The 14,229-nt window shown below is 32.4% G+C and carries 11 protein-coding genes; 3 read left to right on the plus strand and 8 right to left on the minus strand.

Translation table 11 applies throughout. The features are described 5' to 3' along the window. Positions 1-14 precede the first annotated feature (14 nt). From mgtA to EAG11_RS07685, 3 genes are all read right to left on the minus strand, one after another. Positions 15-2,567, minus strand: a complete 2,553-nt coding sequence (gene mgtA / locus EAG11_RS07675; RefSeq protein WP_129538666.1) for a magnesium-translocating P-type ATPase — start codon at positions 2,565-2,567, stop codon at positions 15-17. A gap of 159 nt (positions 2,568-2,726) precedes the next feature. After that, positions 2,727-2,870, minus strand: a complete 144-nt coding sequence (locus tag EAG11_RS07680) for a LytTR family transcriptional regulator DNA-binding domain-containing protein (protein ID WP_242499289.1) — start codon at positions 2,868-2,870, stop codon at positions 2,727-2,729. 232 nt (positions 2,871-3,102) lie between these two features. Further along, positions 3,103-5,799, minus strand: coding sequence for a TonB-dependent receptor (locus EAG11_RS07685; RefSeq protein WP_129538667.1), 2,697 nt, complete (start codon positions 5,797-5,799; stop codon positions 3,103-3,105). 165 nt (positions 5,800-5,964) lie between these two features. On the opposite strand from EAG11_RS07685, the gene EAG11_RS07690 reads away from it, so the two are divergent. Continuing rightward, positions 5,965-6,852 carry an S-adenosyl-l-methionine hydroxide adenosyltransferase family protein gene (locus EAG11_RS07690; RefSeq protein WP_129538668.1) on the plus strand — a complete coding sequence of 296 codons (888 nt, stop codon included), beginning with the start codon at positions 5,965-5,967 and terminating at the stop codon, positions 6,850-6,852. 65 nt (positions 6,853-6,917) lie between these two features. On the opposite strand, the gene EAG11_RS07695 is transcribed toward EAG11_RS07690, so the two are convergent. The 4 genes from EAG11_RS07695 to EAG11_RS07710 all read right to left on the minus strand — a co-directional run bounded on the left by EAG11_RS07695 (position 6,918) and on the right by EAG11_RS07710 (position 11,864). Then, positions 6,918-7,973 (minus strand): NAD(P)-dependent alcohol dehydrogenase, encoded by a 1,056-nt coding sequence (locus EAG11_RS07695; protein ID WP_129538669.1) that lies wholly within the window; start codon positions 7,971-7,973, stop codon positions 6,918-6,920. Positions 7,974-9,796: 1,823 nt separating this feature from the next. Next, a complete protein-coding gene (locus EAG11_RS07700; RefSeq protein ID WP_129538670.1) occupies positions 9,797-10,204 on the minus strand; it encodes a cupin domain-containing protein in 408 nt (135 codons plus the stop codon). Between the two features lie 191 nt (positions 10,205-10,395). Further along, entirely contained in the window at positions 10,396-10,812 is a 417-nt protein-coding gene (locus tag EAG11_RS07705; RefSeq protein ID WP_129538671.1) for a cupin domain-containing protein, read from the minus strand. 179 nt (positions 10,813-10,991) lie between these two features. After that, the gene (locus tag EAG11_RS07710) at positions 10,992-11,864 is read right to left on the minus strand and encodes an AraC family transcriptional regulator (RefSeq protein WP_129538672.1); all 873 of its coding nucleotides are present in this window, start codon (positions 11,862-11,864) and stop codon (positions 10,992-10,994) included. 178 nt (positions 11,865-12,042) lie between these two features. Here EAG11_RS07710 and EAG11_RS07715 point away from each other — a divergent pair, with 178 nt between their 5' ends. Further along, on the plus strand, positions 12,043-12,639 hold the full coding sequence (locus EAG11_RS07715; protein WP_129538673.1) for a methyltransferase domain-containing protein: 597 nt from the start codon (positions 12,043-12,045) through the stop codon (positions 12,637-12,639). A 101-nt stretch (positions 12,640-12,740) separates the two neighbouring features. On the opposite strand, the gene EAG11_RS07720 is transcribed toward EAG11_RS07715, so the two are convergent. Then, positions 12,741-13,274 (minus strand): 5'(3')-deoxyribonucleotidase, encoded by a 534-nt coding sequence (locus EAG11_RS07720; RefSeq protein ID WP_129538674.1) that lies wholly within the window; start codon positions 13,272-13,274, stop codon positions 12,741-12,743. 84 nt (positions 13,275-13,358) lie between these two features. Between EAG11_RS07720 and EAG11_RS07725 the strand changes: the two genes are divergently transcribed. Next, complete coding sequence (locus EAG11_RS07725; protein ID WP_129538675.1) at positions 13,359-14,108, plus strand: DeoR/GlpR family DNA-binding transcription regulator; 750 nt, start codon at positions 13,359-13,361, stop codon at positions 14,106-14,108. Positions 14,109-14,229 lie beyond the last annotated feature (121 nt).

Here is a 14,229-nt window from a genome sequence, read left to right on the forward strand (position 1 = left end):
TTATAATATAAAAACTAGCGGTACTTCCTATGTTTTTTTATCATGACCTTATAAAACTTATGTTTTACAATTTCAGCAGATAGGATATAGATAGTGATCAATAAAAACATCCATATGTATATCATAAAAGGTAATTTTACAAAATCAAACCATTCTGCAATTGGTGTAAATGGTAATATGAGAACAAACAATACAATGATTGTTGTTGCAATAGATAAGTACTTACCTGGTAAACTCTTAAAAAATGGCAGTCTGGTTCGTACTACCAATACTATTAATGTTGCTGAAATCACCGATTCTATAAACCATGCCGTTTGAAATTCTTTTTCTTTGGCATGAAAAATAAATAATAGAATACCAAACATCAAAAAATCAAAAACGGAGCTTAACAGCCCAAAAACAATCATGAACTTCCGGATAAAAGAAATATCCCAGCGCTGCGGTTCTTGTATATTGAGATCATCAACACGATCTGTTGCAATTGCCATTTCAGGAAAGTCCGTTAAAAGATTGGTCAATAAAATCTGCTTTGGCAACAAGGGTAAAAAAGGTAGAAATAATGAGGCTCCTGCCATACTAAACATATTACCAAAATTGGCACTGGTAGCCATGAAAATATATTTCATTGTATTGGTAAATGTTTTACGTCCTTCGACTATACCATTAGTCAAAACTCCTAAATCCTGACTCAACAATACTATATCTGCAGCTTCTTTGGCTACATCTACAGCTGTATCTACAGATATCCCCACATCAGCAGTATGCAATGCAGGTGCATCATTAATACCATCACCCATAAATCCTACTACGTTACCGCTACTTTTTAAAATAGAAATAATACGTTCTTTTTGATTGGGTTCTACTTCTGCAAAAATATCAGTACCTATTGCCTGATGCATCAATGATGCTTTATTCATTTTTTGCAATTCGGCACCAGTAAGAATCTTAGGGTCTTTTATCCCTACTTGCAATGCCAAACTTTTTGCCACGAGCGCATTATCGCCAGTAATGATTTTAAGTTTTACCCCTAGCGTACTTAATTTGCTGATTATTTCCTGAACATTAGGTTTTGGAGGATCAAATAAAGTAATAAATCCTAAAAAGATCATTTCTTTTTCATCATCACGAGTAAACTCATCAGTAGTATTAACTGGTTTATAGGCTACTCCCAAAGTTCTAAAACCAGCTTCGCTTAACGCTTCATATTGCTTTACTATTGATGCCTTAGAATCTGATATATCAACCAGCTTGCCTTCTGAAACTTCGGCATGCGTACAAATAGTCAATATAGAATTTAAAGCTCCTTTGGTAATAGCTAAATTTCCTTTATCTCCTTTTACTACTATAGTTAAGCGTTTTCGAATAAAATCATAAGGAATCTCAGATTCTGCTGTAAATATAGTTGCTGTTTCTTTGTAAGACAAACATATTGCTTCGTCTATAGGATTACGAAACCCTTGCTGCATAGAAGCATTGAGCCATGCGTATTGTAATACTTTATCATTATGCTTTCCTTCTATATCTAAGGTATCTTTTAAATTTACTTTACCTTGAGTAATTGTTCCTGTTTTATCAGAACAAAGAATATTCATACTTCCAATATTTTCAATCGAAGACAGCCGTTTTACAATTACTTGTAATTTAGCCATTCTTTTGGCTCCTGTAGAAAGATTGACACTTATAATTGCAGGAAGAAGCTGTGGGGTTAGCCCTACTGCAAGCGCAAGAGAGAATAAGAACGAATCGAGAATTGGCTTATGTAGAAATACGTTCACACCAAAAATAATAATTACAAGTATCAAAGTAACTTCCATTAACAAATATCCGAATTTGCGTATTCCAAGTTCAAAATCTGTTTCGGGTGCTTTTAATTGAAGATTAGTCGATATTTTTCCAAATTCCGTTTGCTTTCCTGTTGCCATTACTAATGCCGAAGCTTTTCCACTAATAACACTGGCCCCCATAAACAACGTATTGCTTCTTTTAGACAATACTGTATTAGCAGGAAGCGGTTCGCCACTAGTCTTTTCTACAGGAAAAGTTTCTCCCGTAAACGCAGCTTCATCAACAAACAATTCCTTAGATTCCAGAATAAGACAGTCTCCAGGAATTATATCCCCTGCCGATAAAGTCACCACATCACCAGGTACTATTTCTTCTACAGCTACTTCCTTTGAAATTCCATTTCTAACTACTCTACATTGTAAACGAACCATTTTTAGCAGTTCTTTTACAGCATTTGCTGCTCCTTTTTCCTGCCAAAAACCAAGTAAGCTGCTTAATAATATAATACACAGAATAATCAAAGTATCTGAAATATCTCCTAAACCAGCTGATAATATAGCTGCAACAATAAGTAATATGGTAATGGGACTCTTAAACTGCGAAAGAAACAGTATAAACATGGAAGTATTAGCATTGTTCTTTAAAGTATTAGGACCATACTGCTTGAGCCTTTGTGTAACCTCTGAATCATTTAGTCCATTCGAACTTGCATTCATCTTATGATAAGCATCATCTATGCTTAGATTCCAAAAGCTATTTTCTACATCTGACTTGCTTTCCATAAATCACATATTAATAGTTCATATAAAGATAGCTAATAACTTAGTAATATTCAGATACTTAAATACTCATTTAATTTACATTCAATAACTAGTAAAAAATAACACAATAAAAACAGTTACTAGTACTAAGAACAACTCACTTAATAGAAATTGAAAACTTTAGCGTAATAAATTTAAATTATCAAGCAAAATTTGATATTTCCTTCCAATAGGTAAAACTTCACCATTATTCATCGTCAGCATTCTAGAGGTTAGTGATTGTATAGCATGCGTATTTACAATAAATAATCGGTGTATTTGCACAAAGTTAATGCTATCAACATCTTTAGCTATACTAGTTTTAATTTGGAAGACTGTGATTGATTCCGATAGCTATCGGAACGGCAAATTGAAGCTAACAAAATTGAATCTGGCAAAATCATAGAACTACTCAATATTCTTAGTTTTGATTGCATAAAACTGGAGTAAAACAGTATAAAAAAACCGCCTAGTTAGGCGGTTTTTCTATTTAAGTTTACAGTTCACAGTTCACTTTCTACAAACTAAAACTCATTCTTCCAAAGTAGTACGCTCCTGTTGTCCCCATTTGCACAGGTGCATATTTAAACACTCCATAATAACTGTTCTCATAGATTTGCTTGTCTGGGAACACATCAAATAAGTTGTTTGCTCCTAAAGCAACTTGAATTTTTGGAGTTAACTTATACGCAACTATTAAATCTGTAACCACTTTTCCTTTATGTTTTTGAATTCCACCAAATGGAAATCCATCACGAATTACTTCTCCAAAATAAGTATCTCTTAATAAAAAGTTCCATTTGTTCAAACTATAATTTATTGCAAAAGTTCCTTTGTGTTTAGGTGTATTTGTTTCAATCAAACTTCTTTCTTGTGGTCCGTAATAAACATCTTCCTGACCAGCAAATAAGGCGGGAACATTGTTTAAATGCTTATCGACTTTATTATCATTATAGTTATACAATAATGAAAGATTCATTTTTCCTTCACCAACATTCATATCATAATCAATAACCACATCCAATCCGTTTGTAGTTGTATTAATTGCATTTGTAAAGAAACGCCCTGTTTGAGCTCCATAACCAGCAAACAAATCGCGAAGTTCAGGAACAGGCTCTCCATAAGCATCATTACCTAAATTCCCAGTCAAAATAATTCTGTTGTCAATTCTAATATGATAATAATCGGCTGTAATATTTAATTTCTTTATTGGAGAAAAAACTACTCCAAAACTATAATTTCTAGAAGTTTCTTCTTTTAATTTCGGGATTCCTAGTTGCTTTGCTACATCGCTATCATTTCTAAAAATACCTGAATTTAAAATTTTTCCATCAACAGCATCAGTTGCTATGTTGTTAAAGTATTGTTGGTGCAATGATGGCGCTCTAAATCCAGTACTTATTGCACCACGCACAAAAAGGTTGTCTAGAATTTTATATCTAGCCGATAATTTTCCGTTTAAAGTATTTCCAAAATCTGTAAAATCTTCATAGCGACCAGCTACTCCTATTAATAATTTATCGGTAACATCAGCTTCTACATCAGCATAAAGTCCTACACTTTTTCTATTTTCGTTTACAGCATTCAAAGGAGAAAACCCAGGGAATGATTGTGATCCTCCATCAATATAAGAAGCTTCTTCACCTGCAACAATTTTATACTTTTCAAAACGATACTCTCCACCAAAAGCTACATTCAGACCATTAAAAACATCTTTATATAATCTTGTAACATCTGCGTTTACTGTATTTTGTAAAAAAGAGTGATTTCCAGCTTTAAAATCAGTTGGGCTATTAGCACCTAATGAAACGTTATTGGTATTCGAAACATCATAAACAAATTTATTCTCACCAATAGTATTACTCAAATCTAATTTCCATTCACCAAATTTGAATTTAAACCCTACTGAAGAAGAAAGATCAGTTACAACTGAATTTAATTCAGGCTGAAATCCGAATGGAAAAATAGAAAACACTATATTCTCTGTCTCACTCGGCAAACGTCTAAACCCATAACCAGTACCGTTTCTGTGACTTACACCACCTGAAGCATAAAATTCTATTTGATCATTTAATGGAATCGATGCATTAAAGAATCCTTGGATATTTTTGATTTTCGCATCTCCTATCTGGAAATTAAAATCATCGCGTTTCAATCCGTTTTGTGCTAATAAATTATCATCAAATTGACGAGATTCAGCAGCGTCATTTGCAAAATCATAAGAAAGAGTCTGGTTATCATTACCAATAGAAGTTTGATCAAAAATAATCAGATTATTGTTTTGTGAGCGATTCGTTTTTTGACGGTTATTAAACTCTGCGGTTAAATTAATAAAACCGCCTTTGTTTCCAATTTTCGCACCGTAGTTCAGGTTCAAATTTGTTGTTTGTCCATCATTTCTAGATGTACTGCCATAAGTTACATTGGCATCTAAACCTGCATTATCTTTTAAAACTAAATTGATAACTCCCGCAATAGCATCTGATCCATATTGCGCTGCTGCACCGTCTCGTAAAACTTCAATACGCTTAATTGCCGAAGCAGGAATAGCACTTAAATCTGTTCCTACAGATCCGTTTCCAACTGTATTTTGATAGTTTACTAATGAAGTTGTATGTCTTCTTTTTCCATTAATTAAAACCAAAACCTGATCTGGTCCTAAACCTCTTAAGGAAGCAGGATCAATATGCTCTGTACCATCCGATGATGACTGTCGGCTTGAATTAAATGAAGGAATTAAATAGGTTAAAATATCATTTGTAGTTGTTTGTGGAGTCGTGTTCCTAATTTTAGCTAAGTTCACAACATCAACTGGAACAGCAGTTTCTAGTTTACTTTTCTTCGGATTTCTACTTCCTACCACAACAATTTCGTCAAGGCTATTACTTTCTAAAATAAGCTGAACATCAATAATGCGTCCTTTTACTATCACTTCTTTAGTTTGATATCCAAATAACGAAATAACAAAAGTCGGGCTAACTGCTGCTGATACTATAGTAAAATTTCCCAAAGCATCACTTGTAGCGCTTACATGACTTCCTTTTATAAGAATAGTAACAAATTCTAAAGGACTTCCATTTTCATTAGTAATAGTTCCTTTTATATCTTGACTTTGTGCAAAAAATAAAGTACTCGATAAAGTGAGAACCGCTGTAATTAGTATTTTTAATTTTTTTTCATTGCTGGTTATTTTAATACATTGTAAATAATTCATTTAGATAAAATGAAATGGGCTTGTTAAATATTCTGTTAAGATTAACAAAGTGCAAATGTAATTTTTAAAAGTTAAACTTCACTTATTAAATAGAGTTTATATAGTTAAAAAGATAAATTCTAATTTTAATGAAATATATTTGTAGAAATTTTTAAAAATAAAAAAATGAAATTACGATTATTACTTTTTTTGTGTGCTGTTACTTTTAATGGTTTTTCTCAAAATAATGTATTAGTTTTTCAATCTGATTTTGGTTTGAAAGATGGGGCGGTATCTGCTATGAAAGGGGTTGCAATAGGTGTTTCTACCGATTTGAAAATATTTGATGTAACACATGAAATTCCAGCATTTAATATTTGGGAAGCAGCCTATCGTTTGTCGCAAACAGCACAATATTACCCAACAGGAACGGTATTTGTATCAGTTTGTGACCCTGGAGTTGGAACAGCTAGACATTCGGTTGTTTTATTGACTAAATCAGGTCATTATTTTGTAACTCCTGATAATGGAACTTTAACTTTAGTTGCTGAACAATTGGGTATCGAAGAAATTCGTGAAATCGACGAAGTAAAAAACCGTCGTCAGAACTCAAATGAATCATATACTTTTCATGGTCGTGATGTGTATGCCTATACAGGTGCACGTTTAGCTTCAAAAACAATTACATTTGATCAGGTTGGACCAAAATTACCTAATGAAGTGGTAAAGATCGAGTACCAAAAACCAATTTTTGAAAAGGGCATCATCAAAGGCGGTATTCCAATTTTAGATATTCAATATGGTAATATTTGGACAAACATCGACAAAAAAACATTTGCTAATTTAAATGTAAAAGCGGGAGACTTTGTTAAGGTTCAGATTTTTAATGGAACTAAAAAAGTATATGATGGAAAACTAAAATTAGTACATACTTTTGGAGAAGTTGAAGTTGGAACTGATGTCGTTTACTTTAATAGTCTTTTGAATTTTTCATTGGCTGTAAATCAAGGCAGTTTCTCTCAAAAGCATAAAATTTATAGTGGAGCTGACTGGAGTATTCTAATTAGCAAATAATTTCATTATATAATATAAAAAAGGTGTTCATTGTAATAATGAACACCTTTTTTGTTTCTAAAAATCTAGTTTTTCAAAGAAGCCATATCTATTACAAAACGATATTTTATATCTCCTTTTAATAGTCTCTCGTAAGCATTATTTACATCGTTTACACCAATCAATTCGATATCTGCAATAATGTTGTGCTTAGCGCAAAAGTCAAGCATTTCCTGAGTTTCTGCAATACCACCAATAAGTGAGCCTGAGAAACTTCTTCTACCAAGTATAAGGCTAAATGATGTTACCGGAAGTGGATCCATAGGAGCACCTACCAATGTAAGTGTACCATCTACTCTAAGTAAATTTAAATATGCATCAATATCATGTTGAGCCGATACACAATCTAAAATAAAGTGAAGGCTTCTAGCATGTTTCTTCATTTCTTCAGGATCGCTAGACAATACTACTTCATCTGCTCCCAAACGTTTAGCATCTTCAGTTTTAGATAATGAAGTTGTAAAAACGACTACATGAGCGCCCATTGCTTTTGCAATTTTAATTCCCATATGTCCCAATCCGCCAATACCTACAATACCTACTTTTTGACCTGGCCCTACTTTCCAGTGTTTTAAAGGAGAATAAGTTGTAATTCCAGCGCAAAGCAAAGGAGCAACACCTGCTAAATCTAATTTATCAGATATGTGAAGCACAAAATTCTCATCCACAACAACGCTCTCAGAGTATCCGCCAAAAGTTTGTCCACCAAGGTGTTTATCTGGAGAATCAAATGTAAGTGTACTTCCTGAATCGCAAAATTGCTCTAAATCTTCTTTACAATGTTCACATTCTCTACAAGAATCGACCATACAACCTACACCGGCTAAATCGCCTACTTTAAACTTCTTAACATGATCTCCCACTTTGGTTACTCTACCCACAATTTCATGCCCAGGAACTATTGGGTAAGTTGTACCATGCCATTCATTCCTAGCCGAATGCAAATCGGAATGACAGATACCACAATACAAAATTTCAATTTCAACATCATGTGCTGTTACAGTTCTACGTTTGATATCTAATGTTTTTAATGGTGCATCGGCAGCTACTGTACCAAAGGCTTTTATGTTCTTTGTTTCCATCTATTTATTAATTTATTTGTTTAAAGTTTTTTTGTTTCAGGGTTAAAGTTTCTTTTGTTTCAAATTTACTTTGTTTCAAGTTTTCTTTGTTTCAGGTTTCTTTTGTTTTAGGTTTCTTTTGTTTTAGGTTTCTTTTGTTTTAGGTTTCTTTTGTTTTAGGTTTAAAAAAAAAATATAGTATTTACTCTCAATAATAAATCTGCAAAATCTGCTAGATCTGCGTGAAAAAAACCTAAATTTCTTCGCCTCAGAGTTTCTTTGTTTCAAGTTTTCTTTGTTTCAAGTTTTCTTTGTTTCAAGTTTTCTTTGTTTCAAGTTTACTTTGTTTCAGGTTTACTTTGTTTCAAGTTTAAAAACAAACTATAGTATTTACTCTCAATAAATGAATCTCCGAAATCTGCCAGATCTGCGGGAAAAAAAACTAAATTTCTTCACCTCAGAGTTTCTTTGTTTCAGGTTTCCTTTGTTTCAGGTTTTCTTTGTTTCAGGTTTCTTTTGTTTCAGGTTTAAAAACAAACTATAGTATTTACTCTCAATAATGAATCTCCGAAATCTGCCAGGTCTGCGGGAAAAAAACCTAAATTTCTTCGCCTCAGAGTTTCTTTGTTTCAAGTTTACTTTGTTTCAAGTTTACTTTGTTTCAAGTTTACTTTGTTTCAAGTTTACTTTGTTTCAGGTTTCTTTTGTTTCAAGTTTAAAAACAAACTATAGTATTTACTCTCAATAAATGAATCTGCGAAATCTGCCAGATCTGCGGGAAAAAAACCTAAATTTCTTCGCCTCAGAGTTTCTTTGTTTCAAGTTTACTTTGTTTCAAGTTTCTTTTGTTTCAAGTTTCTTTTGTTTCAAGTTTAAAAACAAACTATAGTATTTACTCTCAATAATGAATCTCCGAAATCTGCCAGATCTGCGGGAAAAAAAACTAAATTTCTTCACCTCAGAGTTTCTTTGTTTCAAGTTTTCTTTGTTTCAGGTTTACTTTGTTTCAAGTTTACTTTGTTTCAAGTTTAAAAACAAACTATAGTATTTACTCTCAATAATAAATCTCCGAAATCTGCCAGATCTGCGGGAAAAAAAACTAAATTTCTTCGCTTCAGGTTTTCTTTGTTTCAAGTTTTCTTTTGTTTCAAGTTTAAAAACAAACTATAGTATTTAATCTCAATAAATAAATCTCCGAAATCTGCCAGATCTGCGGGAAAAAAAAACTAAATTTCTTCGCCTCAGAGTTTCTTTGTTTCAAGTTTTCTTTGTTTCAAGTTTTCTTTGTTTCAAGTTTTCTTTTGTTTCAAGTTTAAAAACAAACTATAGTATTTAATCTCAATAAATGAATCTCCGAAATCTGCCAGATCTGCGGGAAAAAAAACTAAATTTCTTCACCTCAGAGTTTCTTTGTTTCAAGTTTTCTTTGTTTCAAGTTTTCTTTGTTTCAAGTTTTCTTTGTTTCAAGTTTTCTTTGTTTCAGGTTTCTTTTGTTTCAGGTTTAAAAACAAAATATAGTATTTACTCTCAATAATGAATCTCCGAAATCTGCCAGATCTGCGGGAAAAAAACCTAAATTTCTTCGCTTCAGGTTTTCTTTGTTTCAAGTTTCCTTTGTTTCAGGTTTAAAAACAAAATATAGTATTTGCTCTCAATAATAAATCTCCGAAATCTGCCAGATCTGCGGGAAAAAATCAAAATTTCTTCACCTCAGAGTTTCTTTGTTTCAGGTTTAAAAACAAAATATAGTATTTACTCTCAATAATGAATTTGCAAAATCTGCGTGAAAAAATCAAAATTTATAAAACCCTACTTCCCTACTCTTTTTAAATCTTTACCACTCTTTACAATGCCGTAAAACTATTGTATTCCTCATCTGTCACCTGTTCCATCCAGATTCCGATACCTCTGTCAATCTCAGTAATAATTGCTATATGTGAGAATCGGCTAGTAGGTGTTGCACCATACCAATGTTCAACATCTGGTAGGATGGTAAGAACTTCTCCTTTACGAATTAATCGAATTGAAGTACCTCTTTCCTGAAAATAACCAATACCTTCTGTTGCAACAAGTAATTGCAAACCCGTATTGGTATGCCAATTATTTCTCGATCCAGGTTCAAAAGCAACCTCTTTTATGGTAGTATTACGTGGCTGAATGTCACTGGTTCGCTTTTTAAAAGAAACTTCTCCAGTAGTATATTTATTAGGAACTATTCCTTCTTCTATAATGGTTGTATAATGTGTCGACATAAATCGTTATTTATTCTAATTTGATTTAAATTATTCAATGAACACCAATAAAAAAACACAACAAACTTAAAGACAGTAATTTACAAAAATATTTTATCACTACAAGCGTGAGATAAAAAAATAAAGATTACTTTTTTTAGATTCGTTTTTAAATTAATGTTGGGGCTAAACAACACCTATATACTTTAAGTCTATTTAAAGCTATTGTATTGTTCGTCTGTAACTCTTTCCAGCCAATCGACAATACCTTTTTGAGTATTAGTACTTATTGCTATATGAGTGAATTCACTATCAGGTGATGCGCCATGCCAATGTTTAATTTCTGGCAAAATAGAAACGACATCACCTATATTTAGTAATTGAATAGGTTTTCCTTCTTCTTGGTAATATCCTACTCCATGGGTTACAATAAGTATTTGTCCTCCGGGATGTGTATGCCAGTTGTTTCTAGCGCCAGGTTCAAAAACTACATTTCCTACAACTGTATTCAATACTCTATCGTCTGGTACTAGTAATTTTACCCATGCATTCCCTGTAAAATAATCTGCTGAAGCAGGATCCCCTTTTGGAAAAATAGTATTTTTAAATTCATTTTGTTCTGTTTTCATAATTTTTCTGTTTTATACATCAGTACAAACTAAATTAAAGAAGCGGTCAATATAAAAACCTTACTATTTAGCCAATAATCTAATATGGATTAATACTAATTATTTCTGTGCAAATTTACTTTAGCAAAGACATTCTTAGATAACAATTATCAAACAAAAAATTAAGAATATGAAACAATTTACACCCTTAAGGTTTTAGGCACAGTTCCAGTTAGTCTTTTAAAGTAATTATTAAAGTAACTCGGATATTCAAATCCCAACGAAAATCCTACGTCAGCAATACTCCAATCGGTATGTTGCAAAAGCGCTTTTGCTTCGCTAATAATTCTTTCGCTAATATGAGTAGTAGTCGACTTACCTGTTATTTCCTTTACCGAACGATTAAGATGATTTACATGCACTGCAAGATTTTGAGCATAATCTTGTGGCGTTTTAAGCTTAAGTGGCTGATCTTTGGTCTCAATTGGAAATTGTCTTTCTAAGAGTTCCATAAAAAGTGTCGTAATTCGGGAAGAAGCATTCTTGTGTTTAAAGAAATTTTCTGAAGGTTGCATTTTTAATGATTCATGAATAATCAAGTTAATATAATTGCGAATTAAGTCATCTTTAAAAATGTAATCCGTATCTTGTTCTGCTATCATTTTTACAAACATCGATGTTATATATTCCTCTTGAACAGCAGTTAACGAGAATATAGGAGTCCCGCCTATCTTAAACAAAGGCGATTCATGAAGACTATCAGAACGGTAATTAACTTTTAAAAACTCTTCGGTAAAAACACAGGCGTAGCCGTTATAAATTGGTGAAATAATTTCCCAGGAATATGGAATATGTGGATTTCCAAAAAATAATATTGTACCATCAGTTTCAATACCTCTATCAGCATAGTGAATAAGACTTTTACTAGTATTAATACAAATCTTGTAAAAATCTCTGCGGTTATAGGTAGGAATAGCATTAACACCACTATTAACCTCATATACTTTAAAGCCTTTTAGTTTTAAGTCGTTGGTATTAAAATCTGAAGCTTGAGAAACGATATGATTATTCATGATGCAAAGTTAAGAAAATCAAACATAAACTTATCATGAATTAATTATGAAATTACAAAAACTAATGCTATCTTGCTTGAAACCCCTTACAATCTATATTATAACCACTGATTCTCAAGAATCATAATTATATATAAAACTATATTTTTTATTGAATCGAAAATATACAGCCAATTAAATGATTTTTAAACAACTACGATTAAACATTGATATTGAAGATAGTACATTTAACGAACTATACTCAACTCGTATCAAAAGACTCTCTGAACGTCACTGGACTCCTGTAGAAATAGCCAAAGCCGCTGCTGATTATCTTGTTGATAAACCCAATAAGAAAGTCTTGGATATAGGCGCTGGAGCGGGGAAATTTTGCTTGGTAGGAGCAGCTTCTACAAGGGGGAAGTTTTATGGTGTTGAACAAAGGGAATCACTTATAAAAGTGTCTAAAAAAATAGCCGAAAAACATAATGTGAAAAATGTTGAATTCATTCATTCAAATATCAATCAGATATCCTTTTCAGATTATGATGCTTTCTATTTTTACAACTCCTTTTATGAAAATATCGATATAACTTGTCCAATCGACAAAATAATACTTCCAGAAAAAGAACTGTTTCATTCTTACTCAAACTATGTAAAAGAACAATTAGCTAAAACCCCAAAAGGAACAAAACTTGTTACCTATTGGAGTACCTGGGAGGAAATTCCAGAAAGTTTTGATTTAGAAGAATCTGCTTGCAATGGAATATTAAATTTCTGGAAAAAAAAGGTATAACTTTTTGATTGCAATACCACATAAAAAAACTGCCCGAATTATATTCATAGGCAGTTTAGTTGCTCTTTCAAGCTGTCAAAATTCAAAAAAAACAAATAGATCTAAAGCGTTTTTTCTAACGTCTCTAGTACTTCCTTCCAATTATTTACTCTTAAATGATGTGTTTGATTAATGTTATGAAATGCTGTAAACATAATAGGTTTACCCATACAATAATCTAAATTTTTGCTGTGATCATCAATCATGTAATCAGTATTAATGATTCTTTTACTTCCGCATAGAATGATATTTTCCCATTTTATAAAAGGAAAATGTTCTCCAAGCCATCCAATTTTTTCATGAAGCGACATAGGAAACTCTGTAGCTGCAGAAACTATAAAGATTTCAAAATTTTCTTGTAACTGACGTAAACTTTCCACTGCATCAGACATTACAGGCAATGTTCTGAAAAAATTCTCCGAATTTAAAATGCTACGCAAAATGTCTCTTCCATGAAAAGCTTCTTCTTCGCTCAATCCCTGAATACTTTCTCTTGAAATAGTAGTTCCGCATTCTTTATTATAACACTCAATCAAGCTAGCCTCTATGTCAGCAAGCACGCCATCCATATCGACAGCAATAGTCTTCTTTATCATTGCAAATTATTTTGCCACAAATCTACGCAAATATTGCAATATATTGCAATATTTTATTATTTTTGCAATATAAATTTGCAACACATGAAAAAAGAGGAACGTCAAAATGTAATTTTAGAATACTTATCAAAAGAGCATCGAGTAACTTTATTAGAGCTTAGCGAGTATTTAAATGTATCAGAAGACACGGTAAGAAGAGATGTAAAAGAACTTTCTGATCAAGGATTATTAAAGGCGGTTCGCGGAGGCGCAGTCGCTCCATCACCTATTCCGTTGCATTTTAGAAATAGAGAAAAACATGATCTAGAAAATAAAAAGATTATTGCCGAAAAAGCAATTTCATTTCTAAAAGATGGCCAAGTAGTCTTTATTGATGGTGGAACAACTTCTTTAGCATTAGTAGCCAGTTTTCCATATGATTTAAAAATAACGGTTATAACAAATAGTTTTCCAGTAGCCGTATTAATAGAGGATTTACCCAATGTTGAATTAATATTTGCAGGAGGTAAAATGTGCAAAACTTCGTTTGCAACGGGTAGTATCGAAACCATCGATTTCTTTAGGAATTTTAGAGCAGATGTGTGTATTTTAGGAGTATGCAGCATACATCATGAACGCGGCATTACTGGTATCATATACGATGATTCCCAAATTAAAAAGAATATGATTCAAAACTCAAACTCGGTAATTGCATTAAGCTCGATTGAGAAAATTGGAACTGCCGAAGCTTATTTTGTATGCCCGATTAAAGACATAAATATATTGGTTACAAATATATCCCCCGAAGATGAGCCATTAAAACCATATAAAGATGCAGGCATAATCATAGTTTAATGCTATTAATAAGGAGCTAATCCAGCCATACACTATATCTTTGTTTGCCTAAACAAGGCAAACAAAGGATGCCGTTACTGTCTGGGCTAGGACTCCCGTTTTCATGAAACCCTTTTGGATA

Origin of the sequence: Flavobacterium sp. 140616W15 (genome assembly GCF_003668995.1) — a bacterium.
Lineage (GTDB): Bacteria > Bacteroidota > Bacteroidia > Flavobacteriales > Flavobacteriaceae > Flavobacterium.